This window comes from Arthrobacter sp. BG5 (assembly GCF_056680155.1).
In genome coordinates, this window is the sequence record NZ_CM155268.1 from 1,967,670 (window position 1) to 1,986,480 (window position 18,811).

General features: G+C 69.2%; 19 protein-coding genes. 9 read left to right on the forward strand and 10 right to left on the reverse strand.

Annotated elements, in window-relative coordinates; translation table 11 throughout:
• Window positions 1–210: 210 nt before the first annotated feature.
• A complete protein-coding gene (locus tag AC1MBE_RS09055; protein ID WP_479782549.1) occupies window positions 211–807 on the reverse strand; it encodes a TetR/AcrR family transcriptional regulator in 597 nt (198 codons plus the stop codon).
• Window positions 808–1,056: 249 nt separating this feature from the next.
• Between AC1MBE_RS09055 and AC1MBE_RS09060 the strand changes: the two genes are divergently transcribed.
• The 3 genes from AC1MBE_RS09060 to AC1MBE_RS09070 all read left to right on the forward strand — a co-directional run bounded on the left by AC1MBE_RS09060 (window position 1,057) and on the right by AC1MBE_RS09070 (window position 3,539).
• Window positions 1,057–1,617 (forward strand): NAD(P)H-dependent oxidoreductase, encoded by a 561-nt coding sequence (locus AC1MBE_RS09060; protein ID WP_479777488.1) that lies wholly within the window; start codon window positions 1,057–1,059, stop codon window positions 1,615–1,617.
• A gap of 132 nt (window positions 1,618–1,749) precedes the next feature.
• Window positions 1,750–3,042 (forward strand): aminotransferase-like domain-containing protein, encoded by a 1,293-nt coding sequence (locus AC1MBE_RS09065; RefSeq protein ID WP_479777490.1) that lies wholly within the window; start codon window positions 1,750–1,752, stop codon window positions 3,040–3,042.
• 65 nt (window positions 3,043–3,107) lie between these two features.
• A complete protein-coding gene (locus AC1MBE_RS09070) occupies window positions 3,108–3,539 on the forward strand; it encodes a universal stress protein (protein WP_479777492.1) in 432 nt (143 codons plus the stop codon).
• Window positions 3,540–3,593: 54 nt separating this feature from the next.
• Here AC1MBE_RS09070 and AC1MBE_RS09075 read toward each other — a convergent pair whose 3' ends face one another.
• Window positions 3,594–5,195 carry an AMP-binding protein gene (locus tag AC1MBE_RS09075; protein WP_479777494.1) on the reverse strand — a complete coding sequence of 534 codons (1,602 nt, stop codon included), beginning with the start codon at window positions 5,193–5,195 and terminating at the stop codon, window positions 3,594–3,596.
• 225 nt (window positions 5,196–5,420) lie between these two features.
• Here AC1MBE_RS09075 and AC1MBE_RS09080 point away from each other — a divergent pair, with 225 nt between their 5' ends.
• Window positions 5,421–5,759 carry a hypothetical protein gene (locus AC1MBE_RS09080; RefSeq protein ID WP_479777496.1) on the forward strand — a complete coding sequence of 113 codons (339 nt, stop codon included), beginning with the start codon at window positions 5,421–5,423 and terminating at the stop codon, window positions 5,757–5,759.
• 54 nt (window positions 5,760–5,813) lie between these two features.
• Here AC1MBE_RS09080 and AC1MBE_RS09085 read toward each other — a convergent pair whose 3' ends face one another.
• The 4 genes from AC1MBE_RS09085 to AC1MBE_RS09100 form a co-directional block, all read right to left on the reverse strand.
• Window positions 5,814–7,367 carry a dihydrolipoamide acetyltransferase family protein gene (locus tag AC1MBE_RS09085; RefSeq protein ID WP_479777498.1) on the reverse strand — a complete coding sequence of 518 codons (1,554 nt, stop codon included), beginning with the start codon at window positions 7,365–7,367 and terminating at the stop codon, window positions 5,814–5,816.
• Between the two features lie 11 nt (window positions 7,368–7,378).
• Window positions 7,379–8,359: an alpha-ketoacid dehydrogenase subunit beta gene (locus AC1MBE_RS09090; protein WP_479777500.1), complete on the reverse strand. Its 981-nt coding sequence runs from the start codon at window positions 8,357–8,359 to the stop codon at window positions 7,379–7,381.
• Window positions 8,356–9,624 (reverse strand): pyruvate dehydrogenase (acetyl-transferring) E1 component subunit alpha, encoded by a 1,269-nt coding sequence (gene pdhA, locus AC1MBE_RS09095; protein WP_479777502.1) that lies wholly within the window; start codon window positions 9,622–9,624, stop codon window positions 8,356–8,358. The genes AC1MBE_RS09090 and pdhA overlap by 4 nt, the downstream gene beginning before the upstream one ends.
• Before the next feature lie 148 nt (window positions 9,625–9,772).
• On the reverse strand, window positions 9,773–10,891 hold the full coding sequence (locus AC1MBE_RS09100; RefSeq protein ID WP_479777504.1) for a histidinol-phosphate transaminase: 1,119 nt from the start codon (window positions 10,889–10,891) through the stop codon (window positions 9,773–9,775).
• A 59-nt stretch (window positions 10,892–10,950) separates the two neighbouring features.
• On the opposite strand from AC1MBE_RS09100, the gene AC1MBE_RS09105 reads away from it, so the two are divergent.
• Window positions 10,951–11,379 (forward strand): phage holin family protein, encoded by a 429-nt coding sequence (locus tag AC1MBE_RS09105; RefSeq protein WP_479777506.1) that lies wholly within the window; start codon window positions 10,951–10,953, stop codon window positions 11,377–11,379.
• On the opposite strand, the gene AC1MBE_RS09110 is transcribed toward AC1MBE_RS09105, so the two are convergent.
• Both AC1MBE_RS09110 and AC1MBE_RS09115 read right to left on the reverse strand, forming a co-directional pair.
• A complete protein-coding gene (locus AC1MBE_RS09110; RefSeq protein WP_479777509.1) occupies window positions 11,376–12,845 on the reverse strand; it encodes a hypothetical protein in 1,470 nt (489 codons plus the stop codon). The two genes, AC1MBE_RS09105 and AC1MBE_RS09110, sit on opposite strands and share 4 nt — an antisense overlap.
• Window positions 12,845–13,141: a hypothetical protein gene (locus AC1MBE_RS09115; protein WP_479777511.1), complete on the reverse strand. Its 297-nt coding sequence runs from the start codon at window positions 13,139–13,141 to the stop codon at window positions 12,845–12,847. The genes AC1MBE_RS09110 and AC1MBE_RS09115 overlap by 1 nt, the downstream gene beginning before the upstream one ends.
• Window positions 13,142–13,336: 195 nt before the next feature.
• Between AC1MBE_RS09115 and purB the strand changes: the two genes are divergently transcribed.
• From purB to AC1MBE_RS09135, 4 genes are all read left to right on the forward strand, one after another.
• Complete coding sequence (purB, locus tag AC1MBE_RS09120; RefSeq protein WP_479777513.1) at window positions 13,337–14,779, forward strand: adenylosuccinate lyase; 1,443 nt, start codon at window positions 13,337–13,339, stop codon at window positions 14,777–14,779.
• 108 nt (window positions 14,780–14,887) lie between these two features.
• Window positions 14,888–15,784 carry an endonuclease/exonuclease/phosphatase family protein gene (locus AC1MBE_RS09125; RefSeq protein ID WP_479777515.1) on the forward strand — a complete coding sequence of 299 codons (897 nt, stop codon included), beginning with the start codon at window positions 14,888–14,890 and terminating at the stop codon, window positions 15,782–15,784.
• Between the two features lie 48 nt (window positions 15,785–15,832).
• Window positions 15,833–16,504 carry a histidine phosphatase family protein gene (locus AC1MBE_RS09130; protein WP_479777517.1) on the forward strand — a complete coding sequence of 224 codons (672 nt, stop codon included), beginning with the start codon at window positions 15,833–15,835 and terminating at the stop codon, window positions 16,502–16,504.
• A 104-nt stretch (window positions 16,505–16,608) separates the two neighbouring features.
• Window positions 16,609–17,112, forward strand: coding sequence for a GNAT family N-acetyltransferase (locus tag AC1MBE_RS09135; RefSeq protein WP_479777519.1), 504 nt, complete (start codon window positions 16,609–16,611; stop codon window positions 17,110–17,112).
• 4 nt (window positions 17,113–17,116) lie between these two features.
• On the opposite strand, the gene AC1MBE_RS09140 is transcribed toward AC1MBE_RS09135, so the two are convergent.
• Together AC1MBE_RS09140 and AC1MBE_RS09145 are read right to left on the reverse strand one after the other, a co-directional pair.
• Entirely contained in the window at window positions 17,117–18,160 is a 1,044-nt protein-coding gene (locus AC1MBE_RS09140) for an FAD-dependent monooxygenase (protein WP_479777521.1), read from the reverse strand.
• A gap of 156 nt (window positions 18,161–18,316) precedes the next feature.
• The gene (locus tag AC1MBE_RS09145) at window positions 18,317–18,709 is read right to left on the reverse strand and encodes a nuclear transport factor 2 family protein (protein WP_479777523.1); all 393 of its coding nucleotides are present in this window, start codon (window positions 18,707–18,709) and stop codon (window positions 18,317–18,319) included.
• Between the last annotated feature and the right edge of the window lie 102 nt (window positions 18,710–18,811).

Below are 18,811 nucleotides of genomic sequence, written 5' to 3' on the forward strand. Positions count from 1 at the left end.
GGATCTCGGCCAGCGGGTGCCTGGCCGCCCGCAGGCCTTGCGGCCAGCCCAGTCGGGCTATGTTGCGGGTCACATTCCAGAGGAAACTACCACATAGATATTGCGGGGAGACGCGTCAAAGGGGGCGAAACGGTACGCCCACTACCAGATCGTTATGAATAACTCAGTTGAATTGATTTGACTTGGCGCTCTCCGCGCCGGTCGGTTAACCTACGCGCCGCGGACCACGCGTGTCGCCAGCTCCCGCCAGGACTCGATCAGCCGGTCCGGGGAGACGCCATGGACCCGGACCGAATGCAGGATCCGTTCCGGCTCGAGGGTCACGCTCAGCGCGCCCGCCATCAGCCAGGGATCCGCGGTCACCCCGGCCTCACGCAGCAGCAGCTCCAGGTGTCGGTGCCAGAGCACCGCGGCGGGAACATCGAACCGGTTGTAGGCCGCCACGTCCGCCGCCCGGGCAAGTTCACCGTATTCCAGCACCCAGGCGATCCGCTCCGCACCGAAGGCAATGAGCCGGTCAAGCGGCGGGGCGCCCGGTCCCAGCGGTGGCGGCCCGAACATAAAGCGGCCCTGGAACTGGGCCTCGGCGTCGCTGAGCAGGGTCATCATCAGGCCCGCGCGGCTGCCGAACCGCCGGAAGACGGTCCCCTTGCCCACGCCGGCACGCCCGGCGAGGCTCGCCATGGTGAGGCCATCGGCCCCGCACTCCTCGACCAGCTCCCGGGCGGCCCGGAGCAGCAGCTCGCGGTTGCGGGCCGCGTCACGGCGCTCGGACTCGCCGGCCCGGCCGGCAGGCTCACCGGCCAGGCCCGTAGGGCTGGCGGTCGGGCCGGCCAGGCCCGTAGGGCTGGCGGTCGGGCCGGCGGAAGGGCCTGCGGGAAGGCCTGCGGGACCGGGAGAAGTCCCCGCGGGGCGGATTGGGATGAGGCTCACAGCGCTCATTCTAGTACCGGGGAATAATAACCGGACCGCAGTCCGTTTAGATCGATGAAGGCCTCCAAGCCTCCATGACCATCCAGCCGCCGGAACCTGCGCGGCGCGATACGAGGAGTCCCCATGACTACCAACACCGTTCTCACCCTGGTCGGCAGCCTGCGCGCCGGCTCGACCAACGCCCAGCTCGCCGAAGCCATCCAGCTCAACGCTCCCGAGCAGGTAGAGGTCGTCATCCACGAAAGCCTCGGCAACATCCCGTTCTACAACGAGGACATCGACGTCGAGGGCCAGGTTCCCGCCGCCGCGGCCGCGCTGCGCGCCGCCGCCAACGAGGCCGACACGCTCCTGCTGGTCACCCCGGAATACAACGGCACCGTTCCCGCACCGCTGAAGAACGCCATCGACTGGCTGTCCCGCCCGTTCGGCGCCGGCGCCCTGAGCGGCAAGCCGACCGCCGTCGTCGGCACCGCGTTCGGCCAGTACGGCGGCGTCTGGGCCCAGGACGAGGCCCGCAAGGCCGTAGGCATCGCCGGCGCCCAGGTGCTGGAGGACGTCAAGCTCGCCGTCCCCGGCTCGATGGTCCGCTTCGCGGAGGTCCACCCGAAGGACGACGCCGAGATCGTGGAGCAGATCAAGGGTGTCTTCGACGCCCTGGCCGAAGGCCGCACCGCCGCGGCCTGATCCAAGCCCCGGCAAGACCGACACCCCCGGCAGCGATCTCCGCTGCCGGGGGTGTCCTGCGTCCCGGCACTCCCGGCCGGATTTGTGAACAAAAGTTTTCCCTGTGACAACGATGCCCTGTATTCTAGGACTGTGACCCACGAAACACTTGATGCCGCCGCAGAGTTCCTTCCGGCCGAGGCAATTGACGCAATCGAACGTGCGGCTACGTCCGCCCACCGCCACGAGAGGCTTTTCTCGGAGCGCGCAGCCAATATCAAGCAATCCGCCGTCCGGGACGTCTTCGACATCTCCCTGCGCCCGGGCCTCGTCTCCCTGGCCGGCGGCAGCCCGTACCTCCAGTCCCTCCCGCTTGAGCGGCTCGGACAGTCTGCCGCGAAGATCATCGCCGAGCAGGGCATGACGGCGCTGCAGTACGGCGGCGGGCAGGGCACCGAGGAGCTCCGCACGCAGATCTGCGAGGTCATGGCGGCCGAAGGCATCCTCGACGCGAAGCCCGAGAACGTCGTCATCACGGCGGGCTCACAGTCCGCGCAGGACGTCGCCACCAAGGTGTTCTGCAACCCGGGCGACGTCGTCCTCGTCGAGGATCCCACCTACGTCGGTGCACTTAACACCTTCGAGGCCTACCAGGTCGAGGTGGGCACCGTCCCGATGGATGAGAACGGGATCATCCCTGACCTCCTCGAGGCCAAGATCGCCGCCCTGCAGACGGCGGGCAAGAACATAAAGTTCCTCTACACGATCCCGAGCTTCAACAATCCCTCGGGCATCACCCTGGCCGCCGAGCGCCGGCAGCAGGTGGTGGATATATGCCGTAACGCGAATATTCTGGTGCTTGAGGACAACCCGTACGGGCTGTTGCGCTTCGACGGCCAGCCGCTGACCCCGCTGCGGGCCGGGAACCCGGACGATGTCATTTATATGGGATCGTTCTCCAAGATCTTCGCCCCCGGCCTGCGGATCGGCTGGGCGCTGGTTCCGGCGCACCTGCAGCGCCGCTACTACCTTGCCTCCGAGGCCGTCACGCTGTGCCCGCCGACACTCAACCAGATGCTGGTCTCCGCCTACCTGCGCGACTACGACTGGCGGGGCCAGATCGCCACCTACCGCGGGCTGTACCAGGAACGCTGCGAGGCCATGCTCGCCGCCCTGGCGAAGTTCATGCCGGAGGGGCTGAGCTGGACCCGACCGGAAGGAGGCTTCTTCGTCTGGGTCACCCTGCCCGAGGGCGTGGACACCTACCCGCTGTTGCAGAAGGCCATCGATGCGGGCGTCGTGTTCATTCCCGGCGCAGCATTTACGCACTCAGACGAGCCCTCCAACAAGCTGCGGCTCGCCTTCAGCGCGGTGCCGCCGGACGCCATCGAGGAAGGCGTGCGCCGCTTGGCACCGGTACTGCGGGAAGCCGTCGCGGCGTTGTAGCCTGAATCATTGCCGTGGACTGAACCGCGCCTGACCATATTCATGCCTGACCAGAGGAGTCTCATATGACCGGAATCATCGTTGTCGGCGTCGATGGCAGTGAAACAGCCCTGAAGGCGGCCCAGACGGCCCGGGACCTTGCCGTTTCCCTCGGCGCCACCCTGCACGTGGTCAGTGCTTTCGACAGCGACCGGACCGAGGTGTTCGGCAGCGGCAGCGACCGCTGGATCGTGTCCGACGCCGACGACGCCGAGAAGGTCGCCAAGGGCGTCGCTGAGAGCCTGCGCACGGCCGACATCAACGTCACGTACTCCGCCGCCCGGGGCAAGCCTGCGGAGGCGCTGATCCAGGAAGCGGAGCGCTCCGGCGCGCAGATGATCGTAGTGGGAAACCGCAGGATGCGGGGCCTGGGGCGCGTCCTGGGGAGCGTTGCGAACAGCGTGGCCCACAACTCCCCCTGCGACGTCTACATCGCCAAGACCGACAGCCCCGATTAGCAAGCACTCCGCAGGGGCGCACCCGGGAGCCGGCGCGCAGTCAGGGCAGTACGCCTAGGGCTGGGGCGCCGGCTCTGCCGTTTTAAGCATCCGGCGCAGGATCTTGCCGGAGGAGGACTTCGGCACGGCCTCGATGAACTCCACCCGCCGGATCTTCTTGAACGGTGCCACGCGTGCGGCGACGAATTCCTCCACGGCGGCCGCGTCCAGCTGATCGCCGGCTGCGCCGGGCTGGCGCACGACAAAGGCCATCGGCACTTCCTGGCCGTCGGCGTCGGCGGTTCCGACCACTGCAGCGTCGGCGATGCCGGGGTGGGTGAGCAGCAGGGCCTCAAGCTCGGCCGGCGCGATCTGGTAGCCCTTGTACTTGATCAGCTCCTTGAGCCGGTCCACGATCGAGACCACCCCGTCCGCCCGCACCGTGGCGACGTCCCCGGTGTGCAGGAAGCCGTCCGGGTCGAGAGTGTCCGCCGTTTCCTCTGGCCGGTTCAGGTACCCCAGCATCACGTTCGGCCCCCGGCACAGCAGGTGGCCCGGCGCGCTGGTTCCCTCCGCGGGGACCTCGATTTCTTCCCCCGTGGCCGGGTCCACCAGCCGGCAGTCCATATTCGGGACGGTGTAGCCCACCGAGCTGACCGGAACGTCCGTCGCGTCGACCGGGATCAGGTGCGAGACGGGGCTCATCTCCGTCATGCCGTAGCCCTGGAGCACCCGGCAACCCAGCCGCTCGCCCAGCCGCGCCCCCAGTTCGCCGTCCAGCGGTGCCGCGCCGGAAAGTGTGGTGTGCACCGAGCTGAGGTCATAGTCCGCCACCAGCGGGTGCTTGGACAGCGCCACTGCCACCGGCGGGGCGATAAAGAGATAGCTGCATTTGTGGTCCTGGACCATGCGCAGGAATTCCGCGAGGTCGAACTTCGGCATGGTGACCAGGCAGGCGCGCTCCCGGAGGGCCAGGTTCAGCAGCACTGTCAGTCCGTAGATGTGGAAAAACGGCAGCAGTGCCAGTAACCGGTCGTCCGGCCGCACCTTGAGTAGCCCGCGGGACTGTTCCACGTTCGCGACCAGGTTGCGGTGGCTGAGCATCACGCCCTTGGGCCGTCCGGTGGTCCCCGAGGAGTAGGGCAGCACGGCGACGTGGGTGGCAGGGTCGAAACTGACGTCCGGGGCCGGGGCGCCGCTGCTGAGCAGATCCGCCAACGAGGGGTGGCCCTCGGCGCCGTCGAGCACCACCAGCCGCTCTGCGGGGATGCCGGCCTTGCCGGCCGCTTCCCGGGCGGCCGGCAACAGCGCGGAGACCGTAAAGAGCCAGCTGGCGCCGGCGTCGGTGAGCTGCTTGGCGATCTCGTCGGCCGTGTACAGCGAATTGACGGGCGTGACGGTGGCTCCGGCCCGAAGCAGCCCGTGGAACGCAACCGTGAACGCCGGGATGTTCGGGCACAGGATGGCGGCGACGCCGTGGAGGCCCAGCCCCTGCGCGGCGACAGCACCAGCGAGCGCGTTGACCCGGTCGCGCAGCTCGCGGTAGCTGGTTTCCGCGCCGCTGGTGCCGTCGACGACGGCGACCCGGTCCAGGTCCGCCTCCTGCAGACCGCCGAAAAGGTACTCGTAGAGACTGACGTCGGGAATATCTACAGCGGGGAACGGGCTCGAGAACACGCAAAATCTCCTTTGATCGGCGTTCGCCGGCTCGGCGGCGGCTGGTGCCACTCTAATCCCGCCGCACAGCTTCCGGACAGGATTCCGCCGACTTGTCCCCCGTCACCACCCCTCGTGGGCAGTCTCACCCCGTTTTTGCCGGCCCGGCCCGCGGCGCGCCGGTAAAATTGGGGGTGCCCCCGATGGTGCGGACAGTCCCATCCGCCCACTTCCTCCGGAGGCACCATGCCCACTCTTCAGCGCCGCCAGCTCGTCGGCCACGACATCCTCCTGGCCCGGCACGGCAACCACATCAGCACCATGCGCGTCGACCGTGCCGCCGGCCGGGTGGTCGCCTACCTCGACGACGGCTCCGTGGACAGCGCCCCGAACCTGATCTCCCCCGCCCTCCGGATGCCCGCCACCGTCCGGAGCGTGCTGCGCGAGGACTGGAAATTCCTCGGGGCCGTCACCGCCGCCAGTTTCGGTTTTGCCGGCGTGGTGTTTGCCGCCGCCGTTGCCGTGGCCGCCGGGGGCAGCGACCCGGCCATGAGCCAGCTGCTCGCCTCTTTCGCCGGCAGCTAGGCCGGACCGGGCTTCCCCCGGCGACGTTCCCGCCCGGCGCGCCCCCACCGCACCTCAGTCCAGCAGCAGGGCGGGCTCTTCCAGGATGGACGCGACGTCGGCCATAAAGCGGGCCGAGAGGTCCCCGTCAACCACCCGGTGGTCGAAGGAGCCGCCCAGCGTGGTGATCCAGCGCGGGATCACTTCGCCGTCGAGCACCCAGGGCTTTTGCTTGATGGTGCCGAAGGCCACGATCGCGACCTCGCCCGGGTTGATGATCGGCGTGCCGGTGTCGATGCCCAGGGCGCCGATGTTGGTGACTGTGAGGGTTCCGCCCTGCATCTGCGCCGGCTGGGTCTTGCCCGCCCGGGCGGTGGTGGCCAGCTCGTTGAGTGCCAGGGCAAGTTCCTTGAGCGACAGGTCCTGGGCGTTCTTGATGTTCGGCACCATCAGGCCGCGGGGGGTCGCGGCGGCGATGCCGAGGTTCATGAAGTGCTTGACGTGGATCTCCGCCGTGTCGCTGCCGTCTTGGGCATCCACCCAGCTCGCGTTGACGCTGGGGTTGCGCGCCGCGGCCCAGATCACGGCCTTGGCGAGGATCAGCAGCGGCGATACTTTGATGCCCTCGAAGTCGCGGGAGGCCTTGAGCCGCTTGACGAACTCCATGGTGCGGCTGGCGTCGACGTCCACGAAGATGCTCACGTGCGGGGCCGCGAAGGCCGACTCGACCATGGCCCGGGCGGTGGCCTTCCGGACGCCCTTCACCGGGATGCGCTCGATCCGCTGTTCCTGCGGACGGCCGGTCGTGCCCCAGAACGAGTCCGCCTGGTCCAGCTCGGCGTCGCGCTGTGCCTGGTAGCTGACCAGGTCCTCCCGGGTAACCTCGCCGCGCGCGCCGGTGGGCACGACGTCGGCCAGGTCGATGCCGAGGTCGCGGGCGATTTTCCGGACCGGGGGCTTGGCCAGGACCCGGTTGACCAGGCCGGTGATGGCCCCGCCCAGTGTCGGGCGCTGGTCGATGGTCCCGGCAGCGGCGGCGTTCCGTTCGGCGTGGGAGAGGGCGTCCGGGCTGATCCAGATGTCGTGGGCCTCGACGGCGGGGGCGGGGTTGGCCGCCGAGGCGGGGGCCGCCCTGGGGGCGGCTGGGACTGCGGGGGTGGCGGCCGACGGCGCGGCGATCCGGCGGCGACGCTTGACGGCGTCGGCCTTGGGCCCCGAACCGACCAGCGGGCCGCCGGCCGGGGGCCCTGCCGGCTCTTCGGCGTCGGACGCCTCCAGCTTTCCGTACATCGGCGCCGCGGGAGCCGGCGCAGCAGGGGTGGCGGCCGGGGCGGGGGCAGCCACGGCCGGCACCACCGGGTTAGCGGCCGGGGCAGCCGTCGGCGCGTCGGCGTCGGAGACGCTGATGATCGGCGTCCCGACGTCGACGGTCACGCCTTCCGGGACGAGCAGCTCGGCGACGGTGCCTGCGTACGGCGAGGGAAGCTCCACGAGGGACTTGGCGGTCTCGATTTCGCACAGCACGTCGTTGACGGCGACGGTGTCGCCGGCCTTGACCTTCCAGGACACGATTTCTGCCTCGGTCAGGCCCTCGCCCACGTCGGGAAGGTTGAACTTGTTTACGGTCATGGAGATCCCCGTCAGTAGGCGAGGGCGCGTTCCAGCGCCTCAAGGATGCGGTCGATGTCCGGCAGGTAGTCTTCTTCCACCTTCGCCACCGGGTAGGGCATGTGGAAGCCGCCGACGCGGATGACCGGGGCTTCGAGGGAGTGGAAGGCCCGCTCGCTGACGCGGGCGGCGATTTCGCCGCCGATGCCGCCGAACGTCGGCGCCTCGTGCGCCACGACCAGCCGGCCCGTTTTCCGGACCGAGGCCGTGACTGTGTCGAAGTCGATCGGCGAAATGGAGCGCAGGTCGATCACCTCGACGCTGTGGCCGTCCTCGGCCGCAGCCGAGGCAGCGGCGAGGGCCACGGGGACCAGCGGGCCGTAGGCCACCACGGTGGCGTCGGTCCCGGCGCGCAGCACGTGGGCTTTGAACGGGTCCGCGGACTGGCCCGGGGAGTCGGTGTCGACGTCGCCCTTGAGCCAGTAGCGCCGCTTCGGCTCAAAGACGATCACCGGGTCCAGGCAGTCGACGGCCTGCTGGATCATCCAGTAGGCGTCATGCGGGTTGGACGGGGTGATGATGCGCAGTCCGGCGGTGTGGGCGAACAGTGCTTCCGGGGATTCCGAGTGGTGTTCGATCGAGCCGATGCCGCCGCCGTAGGGGATGCGGATGACGACCGGGACGGTGAGGTTGCCGTTGCTGCGCGAATGCATCTTCGCCAGCTGCGTGGTGATCTGGTTGAAGCCCGGAAAAACGAACCCGTCGAACTGGATCTCGCAGACCGGCACGTAGCCGCTGAGCGCCAGCCCGATTGCGGTACCGATGATGCCGGACTCCGCCAGCGGGGTGTCCACCACGCGGTCTGCGCCGAACTCGCCAATCAGGCCGTCGGTGACGCGGTAGACGCCGCCCAGCGGCCCGATGTCCTCGCCCATCAGCAGGGTGCGGGGGTTGTTGGCCAGGGTGGCGCGGAGGCCTTCGTTGATGGCCTTGGCAATGGTCATGGTGGTCATCGGCGCACCGCTCCGTCTGCATCTGCCGCGCTGTCCGGCCCGGGCGCTTCCGCCTCGTCGGCGAAGCCCGCGCTGTATTGCTCAAACCACGCCAGCTCTTCGGCCACCAGGGGGTGCGCCTCGGCGTAGGTGTTGGCGAAGGCCGTCCGGATATCCGGGCTGCCCAGGTCATGGATGGTCCTGCGGACGTAGGCCGCGAGTTCGTCGCCGTCCGCCTTGACCTGTTCGAAGAAGGCGTCGTCGGCGAAGCCTTCGGCGCGGAGGTACTTCTCCAGCCGGTCCAGCGGATCCTTCGCCCGCCACTGCGCCTCCTCCTCCGAACCGCGGTACTTCGTCGGATCGTCGGCGGTGGTGTGCGCGCCGACGCGGTAGGTAAAGGCCTCGATCAGCACCGGGCTCTTGCCTTCGCGGGCGCGCTCAAGGGCCCACTCGGTGACGGCGTGCACCGCGATTACGTCGTTTCCGTCCACCCGGATGCCGGGGAAACCGTAGCCCTTGGCGCGGTTGGAGAGCGGAATGCGGGTCTGGACGGCGGTGGGCACGGAGATGGCCCAGTGGTTGTTCTGGCAGAAGAACACCACGGGCGCGTTGTACGAGGAGGCGAACACCATGGACTCGTGGACATCGCCCTCGGAGCTGGCGCCGTCACCGAAGTAGACCATGACGGCGGCCTTGGGCTCCTGCGCTCCGGCCGCGTCCCCTTCGGTAGCGTTGGCCGCAGCCAGCTTCTGGTCCCGCTGGATGCCCATGGCGTAGCCGACGGCGTGAGGCGTCTGGGCGGCGAGGACCAGGGTGTAGAGGTGGAAGTTGGTGTCCTTGGGGTTCCAGCCGCCGTTGGAGACACCGCGGAACTGGCGCAGCAGCTCGGCGAGGTCGACGTTGCGGGTCAGTGCGACGCCGTGCTCCCGGTAGGTGGGGAAGATGTAGTCCTGCGGCTGGCTCGCCCGGCCGGACCCGATTTGCGCCGCCTCCTGGCCGGTGAGCGGGACCCACAGGGCCAGCTGGCCCTGCCGCTGGAGCGCGGTTGCCTCGACGTCAAAGCGGCGGATCTTCGCCATGTCGGCGTAGAAGCCGCGGAGTTTTTCGGCGTCGAGCCGTGCGGCGTACTCGGAGAACACCGGATCGGTGCCCATGCTGCCGTCCGGGCTTAGCAGCTGGACCATCGGGACATCCGGATCGCCCAGCACGGCCTCGGCCTGCGCCTCGAGCTGGTCATCCACTTCGGTTCCGTCGAACTCGGTAGCGGGCAGATGTGTGGCGCCCATACCGTCTCCTTGCCTGCCGCACCCGAATGCGCCGCAATCGCTGGGATATATGCCGGACCGGGCATGCATTCCTGGCCCGGCATATATGTTGGCTTACTCGTCCCCTACTTTATCCGCAGGCCGCTGCCGGCGGGTTTCGTGTTAAGCGCTAGGAACGCTGCGGGGGTTTTGTATAGATCGCACACAACTCCAGGAATCGGGTGTTGGCTTCGACTTCGCCGATGCTCACCCGCACCCCCTCGTTGCCGAAGGCGCGGACAGACAGTGCCCGCTCCCCCGCCAGCGCCGCGAATTCGGCACTGTTGTCGCCCAGATTGAGCCAGACGAAGTTACCTTGGGCGTCCGGCACAAACCAGCCCAATTCGCGCAGCCCGGCGGTCACGCGGTCCCGTTCGTCGACCAGGCTTTGTACCCTTTCTACAACCTTGCCAAAGTGCTGGAGCGAGGTGGCGGCCGCTACCTCGGCGATCTGGGAAACCGCGAACGGTGTGGCGGTGACACGCAGGTGCTGCGTGAGGTCCGGCTGGGACACGCTGTAGCCCACGCGCAGGCCGGCCAGCCCGTGCGCCTTGGAGAAGGTCCTCAGCACGACGACGTTGGGGTACTTGCGGTACATCTCGATGCCGTCGACGGCGTCCTCGGCCCGGACGAACTCCTGGTAGGCCTCGTCGATGACCACCACAATGTCCGACGGGACCGTCCTGAGGAACCGCTCGGTCTCCTCTGTGGTGAGGATGGGGCCGGTGGGATTATTCGGGGTGCACAGCAGGATCATCCGGGTACGGGCCGTCACGGCGGCCGCCATCGCGTCCAGGTCGTGCCGGCCGTCCGAAGTCAGCGGGACCTGCACGCTCTGTGCGCCGGCGAGGCCCACGCTGATGGGGTACGCCTCGAAGGAGCGCCACGCGTAGATGACCTCGTCGGCCTTGCCGTCGTCGTTCTGGCCGGCGAAGGTGGCCAGCAGCTGGTTGAGGGCGCCGAGGCTGCCGGCGCCGGTAACGATGTCCTCAGCCGGAACGTCCAGGAAGTCGGCGAGCGCCCCGCGCAGTTTGCTGCTCAGCGGGTCCGGGTAGCGGTTGAAGTCGGTCTGCGCGGCGATGGCCTGCTGCACTGCAGGAATCGGGGGCAGGGGGTTCTCGTTGGAGGACAGCTTGTAGCTCACGAGTCCGTCGACGGGCACCGGCGGTTTGCCGGCGGCGTAACGGGGGAGCAGGTCTACCACCGGCCGCGGGCGGATCCCGCCGGCCGGGTTGTCTGATGAAGTCATGCCCCTTAGCCTACTTCGCCCTCCTGCCGGAAGGTCGGGCGATGTGACAGCATGGGGCCATGCGCTCACTCTTCGTGCGGGTCATCGTCAATGCACTGGCCCTATGGATTGCCAGCTGGATCCTTCCGGGGCTGGATATCTCCACTTCCGCCACGACCGGGGCCGTGGCCAACAGCGGCGTTACGCAGGGCACGGATGCGATCGGGATCATCCTGGCCTACCTGTTCATCGGGCTCATCTTCGGGATCGTCAACGCCCTCGTCAAGCCGCTGGTGAGCCTGCTGTCGCTGCCGCTCACCATCCTCACGCTGGGGCTGTTCACCATCATCATCAACGCCGCGATGCTCTACCTCACCTCCTGGCTGAGCGCTTACACGCCGGTGCACTTCACCATCGATTCCTTCTTCTGGACCGCGGTCTTCGCCGCCATCATCATTACCGTGGTGTCCCTGGTTGCCGGCAGGCTGCCGGGCGGCCGCCGGCGCTAGCCGGCCACGCCCAGCGGCACCGGTTGCGCGGCCGGTCCTGTCCGCGGCGCGGACCGGACCGAGGGCGGCTGGCCGGCCCGGCGGTCCGGTCCCGGAGCCGTGACCACGCCCTGCGCGGGCAGCGCCTCGCGGCGCAAGGAAAATCTGGTCACCGTCGCAGTGCCGCCCGCGCCGACTACTGCCGCCAGCGCCGCGGTGGACGCCTGCAGCGAGGGATCCCGGCTCGCCGAGACGGCCTCCGCTCCATCCGCGTAGTTTTCCAGCCGGTGGCCGGGACCGAGGCCAAAATCCTGCGGCGGCGGCATGACCAGCTCATTGGTCAAGGTGACGGTCACCCGGTCCTTGGTGTCCGCGTTGGCCAGCCCGTCGGCTCCGGGCACCCAGTCGTGCTGGTGCTCCAGGTGCAGGCTCCCGATCCCCGGCTCCGGGATGATGCCGCCGACCGGGGAACCGGCGGTCAGCACGAACTTGAGGTCGAACTCGGCCAGAAGGGCTTTGTCCCTGCTGAGGTTCATGGCATGGATGCCTCCCTGGCTGTAGCCGACGACGGCGAGCTGTTCGCCCGTCTCCGCGCCGGCCTGCCGCAGGGCCTGCCGGATGGCACCGGCCGTCGCCTGCGAGTCGTAGCCGAGTCCTTCGGCGATGCCCGCCGCATCGAACGGGTTCGTTCCCTCGGGCAGGCCGCCGAGCTGGGTTCCCGGCAGGATGACCGTCCAGGCGCGCCGGTTGCCGCCGTCGACCCGGATGACTTCAATGTCGCCGCTGGTCCGGCCAACCGCTTCCGCGCGCCGCAGCAGGCCCGCCGGGGACAGGTCAACGTTCGCGACGGCCGTTTCGCTGCCGACAATGGTGACCGGCCGCGGCTTCAGGAACTCCAGCCCGGGCGTTGTCGAGAGCCCCCGGATCGCGTGGCGGACCTCGGCAGGGCCGCTGAGTATGCCGACGGCCCCGGCCAGCGGAACGGGCAGCCCCAGCAACAGGGCCAGGCCACCGGGAGCCATGGCCATCCCGTGTTCGACCTGGTCGCGGACGCCGGGGAGTTCGAAGGGCCGCAGGGCGGATCCGTACTCCGGGCCGGAGACCCCTATCCGGAGCAGCAGGGCGTTCCGGGCTTCGGTGAATTCGTACTCCCGGTGGCAGGCGCGGACCTGGGCCGCGATGTGTTCCAATTCGGCCCGGACACGGCCGACGTCCCGGCCGGCCTCCCCGACCGCGATGATGGCGTTGCTGCCGCTGCGGTAGGAGTCGGACTGGTAGTCGAACAGCGCCCGGCGGACGCCGTCGGCCTCTGCCTCCAGGGCGTACAGCTCGCGCACCACACCGTCCAGCGCCGCCGCGCCGGCGAGCAGTTCCTCGAACTGGAAGCTGAGGCCGCCGATCCCGCCGCGGATCCGCAGCATCCCGTCCGGAGGCGGCGCGGACGGGCGGGGGACTTCTCCGGAGCCCGCCGGGGTGATTTCCGGCATCAGTATCCCGGGCGGCCGGACGACAGCGTCACGTTCTGGGCGTGCCGCAGGACCACTGCCGTCGCGTCCTGCAGCCCGTCCCGGCCCCGCCGCAACGAGGCGGCCTGTAGCGACAGCGTGGTCCGGTAGGCGCGGCCGGCGGGGGACTGCCAGGTCTGGAGTTCCAACCGGCTCAGCGTGGCGAGCACGGCGCCTGCCTGCTCGGCGCACACCGCAACCCTGGCAGCCAACTGCTGGACCTCGTAGCTGCGTGAGGCGCAAGCCGCCGCCTCCGCTGCCGTCACCGTGCCGCTCATGGACGGGGCTCCCTTCGCTCGTGGTTCTGTCCCGGTTCGACGCTAGGCACCGGCGGCCGGCGCCGGAAGCGGCCGGGACGGCTATGTGGACAACCGGCGGGCCCGCGCCGGCGGCGCATCCGCACGGCCGGGACGCAATGTCATACGGGGATGGCCCACTTAAGGCCCGGCGGCACTTCGTGAAAGAATCGGACTATGCCTGAAACTGCCGCCACAGCTGAGACCCGCACGCCGTCCGGACGCCTGGCCCTCGCCGCGTCCGACCACCAGATCGCGCTCGGCCCGCTCGACGGCCGCTACCAGTCGGCGGTCGCGCCGCTGGTCGATTACCTCTCCGAGGCCGCCCTCAACCGTGACCGGGTCGCCGTCGAGGTTGAGTGGCTGATCCACCTGACCAGCAACAACGTGCTGCCGGGCGCCGGACCGTTGAGCGCCGAGCAGCAGGAGCAGCTGCGCGCCGTCGTCACCGAGTTCGACGCCGCGTCGGTTGCCGAACTGGCCGAAATCGAGGCCGTGACGGTGCACGACGTCAAGGCCGTGGAGTACTACATTGGCCGCCGGCTCCCCGGCATCGGGATCGAGCACCTGACCGCGCTGGTGCACTTCGGCTGCACCTCCGAGGACATTAACAACCTCTCCTACGCGCTGGGCATCAAGGGCGCCGTGGAGGACGTCTGGCTACCGGCAGCCCGGAAGCTCGTCGCTCAGATCAGCGCGATGGCCGAGGCCAACCGTGCGGTGCCGATGCTCTCGCGCACGCACGGCCAGCCCGCCACGCCCACCACGCTCGGCAAGGAACTGGCCGTAATCGCGCACCGGCTGACCCGCCAGCTGGACCGCATCGCCCGGACCGAATACCTCGGCAAGATCAACGGCGCCACCGGCACCTACGCCGCCCACGTCGCTTCCGTCCCGGGCGCCGATTGGGAGCAGGTCGCCAAGAGCTTCGTGGAGGGCCTGGGCCTGGCCTGGAACCCGCTCACGACCCAGATCGAGAGCCACGACTGGCAGGCGGAGCTGTACGCCGACGTCGCGCGCTTCAACCGGATCCTGCACAACGTGTGCACCGACATCTGGAGCTACATCTCGATCGGCTATTTCGCGCAGGTCCCGGTGGCCGGCGCCACGGGCTCCTCCACGATGCCGCACAAGGTCAACCCGATCCGCTTCGAAAACGCGGAGGCCAACCTGGAGATCTCCTCCGGCCTGCTGGACGTGCTGGGCTCCACCCTGGTCACCTCCCGCTGGCAGCGGGACCTCACGGACTCCTCCTCGCAGCGCAACATCGGCGTGGCCTTTGGCCACTCGCTGCTGGCCATCTCCAATGTGGCCAAGGGCCTGGACCGCCTGGACGTCGCGGAAGACGTCCTTGCCAGGGACCTGGACACCAACTGGGAGGTCCTTGGCGAGGCGATCCAGATGGTCATGCGCGCGGAGGCCATCGCCGGCGTCGCCGGTATGGAAAACCCGTACGAACGGCTCAAGGACCTGACCCGCGGGCAGCGGGTGGACGCCGCGCGGATGCAGGAATTCGTCCAGGGCCTGGGCCTGTCCGCGGACGCCGAGGCGCGGCTCCTGGCCCTGACCCCGGGCAAGTACACCGGCATCGCGGACAAGCTGGTCGACCACCTGGCGTAGCCGGGAGGTCCTGAATTCACCTTCCGGCAGGCCGCCGTTTACGCAGCCGTCGAAGACTGGCCAGCTTTCGCCAGGAAGCTGGGACTGTTACCGACCCGAGGAGACCCCTTGCCGAGCGACTCTCCGTCGACAGCACGGACTGTTCTGACCGACCCCGGCCCCGCCGACGCGGCCGCCGCCCCCGTCTCAACCGACGCGGCCGCCGACGCGGCGGCGTTGAGCCTGATGAGCTTCAACATCCGCTGTGACATCGCGGCGACCCTGCCGGGGCAAGCCGACTACTGGCCCGAGCGCGTTCCGGCACTGCGGGCCGTCCTGGCGGAGGAACTGCCGGAGGTGCTGGGCATCCAGGAAGGCTTGGAGCACCAGCTGGCGGTGATCGGCGGGGCCCTTCCGGAGCGCTACCGGATGATCGGCCACGGCCGCGAAGGCGGCAGCCGGGGCGAGCACTCCTGCATTTTCTACGACTCCCGCCGCCTGAAACTGCGGACCTGGGATCAGTTCTGGCTCTCCGACACGCCCAATATCCCCGGCTCGGCGACGTGGGGCAACGACGTCACCCGGATCGCCACCTGGGGCCGGTTCGAAGACAACTGCACCGGACGCGAGCTGATGGTGGTCAACACCCACTTCGACCACGAGTCCGAATACGCGCAGCTGCGCAGCGCGGATGCCATCGTCGAGCACACCACCAAGGTCGGCTCCGGCCTGCCGACCGTCCTGATGGGCGATTTCAACGCCGACGCCGGCGCCTCCGGGGCCTACAGCACCCTGGTGGGCAGCGGCACCTTCCGGGACTCCTGGGCCGTGGCGAAGCAGCGGCTGACCCCGGAGTACGGGACGTTCCCGAACTACAAGGACCCGGTCATCGGCGAAAGCCGGATCGACTGGATCGCCGTCACGCCGGACATCCAGGTTGCCGAGGCAGCGGTTAACACCTTCCGGCTGGATGACCGGTACCCCAGCGACCACGCCCCGATCCAGGCCACGGTCAGGATCCCCTGAGCTCGGACAGCGCCGGCAGGGCAGAGCGCAGCCGGTAAAATCGCTGCCATGAGGCTTCTGCTGATCCGCCACGGCCAGACCCCGGGCAACGTCCTCGGCCAGCTGGACACCGCACATCCGGGACCGGGCCTGACCGAACTCGGTGAACGCCAGGCGCAGGCGCTGGCCCGTTCCCTGGCAAACGAGCGGATCGGCCTGCTCTACGCGTCCACCCTGATCCGCACCCAGCTCACGGCTACCCCGCTCGCCACCACCCGCGGCCTGGACATCGAGGTGCTGGAGGGGCTGCGGGAAATCGAAGCCGGGGCGCTGGAGAAGCTCACCGACCGTGAATCCCACCTGCGCTACCTCGGCACCGTCTTCGCCTGGACCGCGGGCGAACTGGACCGGCGGATGCCTTCCGGCCCCAGCGGCCACGACTTCTTCGAACGCTACGACGCCTCGATCGCCCGGATCGCCGCCGCAGCCTCCGCCGGCGACGACGGCGCTGCCGTCGCCGTCGTCAGCCACGGTGCCGCGATCCGGGTCTGGACCGGATTGCGCGCGTCCAATGTCGAGGCGGAGTTCGCGGCGCGGCATGTGCTGGCGAATACCGGCATCGTGGCGCTGGAGGGAGACCCCGACGCCGGCTGGCGCCTGATCCACTGGGATGACAGCCCGGTGGGCGGGCTCACCCTGGCGGACCCGACGGCGGAGGATCCCACCGGCCGCCCCGCCTGAGGCGCCGGCGGTGATTTCGCAGAACCCTTACCTGCAGGAAACACCACCGAAACCGCCGCTCCATAGCCTTGGTCTGCATAACCCTTCGGCGAAGCGAGGCAGCGATGCAGACCAATCCGCGGCTCAACATCCGGCAGGTCCCCTGGACCAACCCCGTGGGCGCCGACCTGCGGGCAGCCCAGCAGGCGGAACTGGATGCCCGCTTCGGCCACAGCGCGCACGAGGCGGGGCCACCGCCGTCGGAAGCCGACACCGCCGTGTTCCTGCTCGCCTACGAGAAGGGCTCCGGACAGCCCGTGGGCTGCGGCGGGCTGCGGCTGCTGGACGAGCACACCGCCGAGATCAAGCGGCTCTACGTGCTGCCGTACACCCGCGGTTCGGGCGTGGCCAGTTCCATCCTGGCGGCGCTGGAGGGGCACGCCCACGCCCTGGGCATCACCACCCTGACCGCGGAGGCGGGGTCGGTGCAGACCGACGGGCGGCAGTTCTACCAGAACTCGGGCTTTGTGGCCGTGCCGAACTTCGGCCCGTACATCGGCGTCGAGCACTCGTACTGCTACGCGAAGCGGATCGATTCGCACAGCGCCGCGCACACCGCGATGGCCTAGGTTCTCAGCGATCGACGGCGGCAGCGCCAGTGCGTCGGGCGGGTAGCCGCAGCAGGCGGTCGCGCAGCGGTTGGGCACTTTCCGCGAGCGCCAGCCGTGCCATGGCGGACGATGCCACTCGCAGGGCCTGGCTGCGCAACAGCCGCTGCCTGGTGTAGGCCTGCAGTGCCGCCGGGATGGGCCTCGTGTTGAGCAGCTCCGCGAGGGTGACGGCGTCGATCAGCGCCTCACATGCGCCGCGTCCCAGGTTGGGTGTCATGCCGTGCGCCGCGTCGCCCACCAGCACCGCCCGCTCCCGCCGGTAGCTGCCCGGAAACGGCACCGTCCACACCCGCTGCGCCAGCGTCCCCGCCGGCTCAGCAGCCCCCAGGACGCGGACGACGGCGGGAGCCCCGCCCCGGAAACGCGTGCGGGTCAACTCCAGCGCCTCCTCGACGTCGATGCCGCCGGGCCCCAGCTCCGAGCGGTAGGAGGCGTACCAGTAGGTCCTGCCGCGGGAGGCGGGGGCGATGCCGAACAACTGCCCGCGGCCCCAGTATTCACCGCCGCCTCCGGGCGGCACCGGCTCCCCGATGACTCCGCGCAGTGCCAGGTAGGGACTCAGCCTGGCACTGGCGTGCTCGCCCCAGACACTCCGGCGCACAACGCTGTGCACCCCGTCGGCGCCGACCACGAGGTCCGCCCCGGGCAGGGTGGCCACCGCGCCGAAGGCCCTGGCCGCTGAGGCGGGCACCGCGGCGTCCAGCAGCCGGAGCAGGTCCGCCCGTGAGACGCCGGTGAGGCCGACTCCCGGGGACTTGAACAGAACGTTCCCGAAGCCGTCCCGCAGCGCCATCTGTTCAAAGGTTGAGCCGGCCGCACGGACGGCCGGAAGGATGCCGATCCTGTGCAGGGCACGCTGGGCCTCCGGCCACATGGCCAGGGACGTCTCCACCGACGGCGACTCTTCGCGCAGTTCGTAAATCGTCACCTGGAAGCGGCCGGGATCAAGGTGCGCGGCGAGCGCCAGCCCCGCAATGCCGCCCCCGACGACTGCCACATTTTCCATGCCCCGAGTCTACGGCCCGCACCGACGCAGTCCGGGAGACTATCGATTCGATAGGCATAATCAGCTGCTGCTGATGGTGCTCACCGGCTTGACGATGTACCTCGTCTACGGCAGGTCCGGGCCGACGGCAGCGGCAACGCCGCGGCCCGTGGCCCGTCAGGCCCAGAAATCGTCCCACGTGGCGGTGTCCGTGGAGTACTCGCGGCCCTCAGCGATCTTTCCGTCGCGGACCACGAACGCGATGACGTTGCCCATGTCCAGTGTCTTGCCGTTGCTTTCAGCGTTGGTTTGCTGGATCGCGACCGTGTGGTTTTCCCCGCCAACGATGTCCGCGACATTGGCCTGGAAATTACCCTGGGTGCGCGCTCCCAGTTCGCCGAAGTAGGCCAGGATCGCGTCGCGGCCCTGCTTCGTTCCCGATAGCACGCCGCTTCCGGCCACGTGCCAGACTGCGTCCTCCGCGAACAGCTCGCTGAGGGTCGCCATATCCCCTGCGTTGAAGGCCTCGTACCCCCGCCGGACCAATTCAACATTCTCTGCGGTTCCCATGATCGGACACCTCTCCGTCGTCCTTGTCGGGCATGCTGGGACGGTTTAAGGCTAGTCCTGGCCCGGGGTGCTGTCGACGGAAATCTGCCCAGCTGCCGGAGC

Bases quoted from the DNA above. Each gene is read 5' to 3' on its own strand.
- AC1MBE_RS09130 (WP_479777517.1), top strand. From the start codon at position 15,833: ATGAGGCTTCTGCTGATCCGCCACGGCCAGACCCCGGGCAACGTCCTC.
- AC1MBE_RS09135 (WP_479777519.1), top strand. From the start codon at position 16,609: ATGCAGACCAATCCGCGGCTCAACATCCGGCAGGTCCCCTGGACCAAC.
- purB (WP_479777513.1), top strand. From the start codon at position 13,337: ATGCCTGAAACTGCCGCCACAGCTGAGACCCGCACGCCGTCCGGACGC.
- pdhA (WP_479777502.1), bottom strand. From the start codon at position 9,624: ATGGGCGCCACACATCTGCCCGCTACCGAGTTCGACGGAACCGAAGTG.
- AC1MBE_RS09060 (WP_479777488.1), top strand. From the start codon at position 1,057: ATGACTACCAACACCGTTCTCACCCTGGTCGGCAGCCTGCGCGCCGGC.
- AC1MBE_RS09080 (WP_479777496.1), top strand. From the start codon at position 5,421: ATGCCCACTCTTCAGCGCCGCCAGCTCGTCGGCCACGACATCCTCCTG.
- AC1MBE_RS09090 (WP_479777500.1), bottom strand. From the start codon at position 8,359: ATGACCACCATGACCATTGCCAAGGCCATCAACGAAGGCCTCCGCGCC.
- AC1MBE_RS09070 (WP_479777492.1), top strand. From the start codon at position 3,108: ATGACCGGAATCATCGTTGTCGGCGTCGATGGCAGTGAAACAGCCCTG.
- AC1MBE_RS09140 (WP_479777521.1), bottom strand. From the start codon at position 18,160: ATGGAAAATGTGGCAGTCGTCGGGGGCGGCATTGCGGGGCTGGCGCTC.
- AC1MBE_RS09145 (WP_479777523.1), bottom strand. From the start codon at position 18,709: ATGGGAACCGCAGAGAATGTTGAATTGGTCCGGCGGGGGTACGAGGCC.
- AC1MBE_RS09105 (WP_479777506.1), top strand. From the start codon at position 10,951: ATGCGCTCACTCTTCGTGCGGGTCATCGTCAATGCACTGGCCCTATGG.
- AC1MBE_RS09115 (WP_479777511.1), bottom strand. From the start codon at position 13,141: ATGAGCGGCACGGTGACGGCAGCGGAGGCGGCGGCTTGCGCCTCACGC.
- AC1MBE_RS09085 (WP_479777498.1), bottom strand. From the start codon at position 7,367: ATGACCGTAAACAAGTTCAACCTTCCCGACGTGGGCGAGGGCCTGACC.
- AC1MBE_RS09110 (WP_479777509.1), bottom strand. From the start codon at position 12,845: ATGCCGGAAATCACCCCGGCGGGCTCCGGAGAAGTCCCCCGCCCGTCC.
- AC1MBE_RS09100 (WP_479777504.1), bottom strand. From the start codon at position 10,891: ATGACTTCATCAGACAACCCGGCCGGCGGGATCCGCCCGCGGCCGGTG.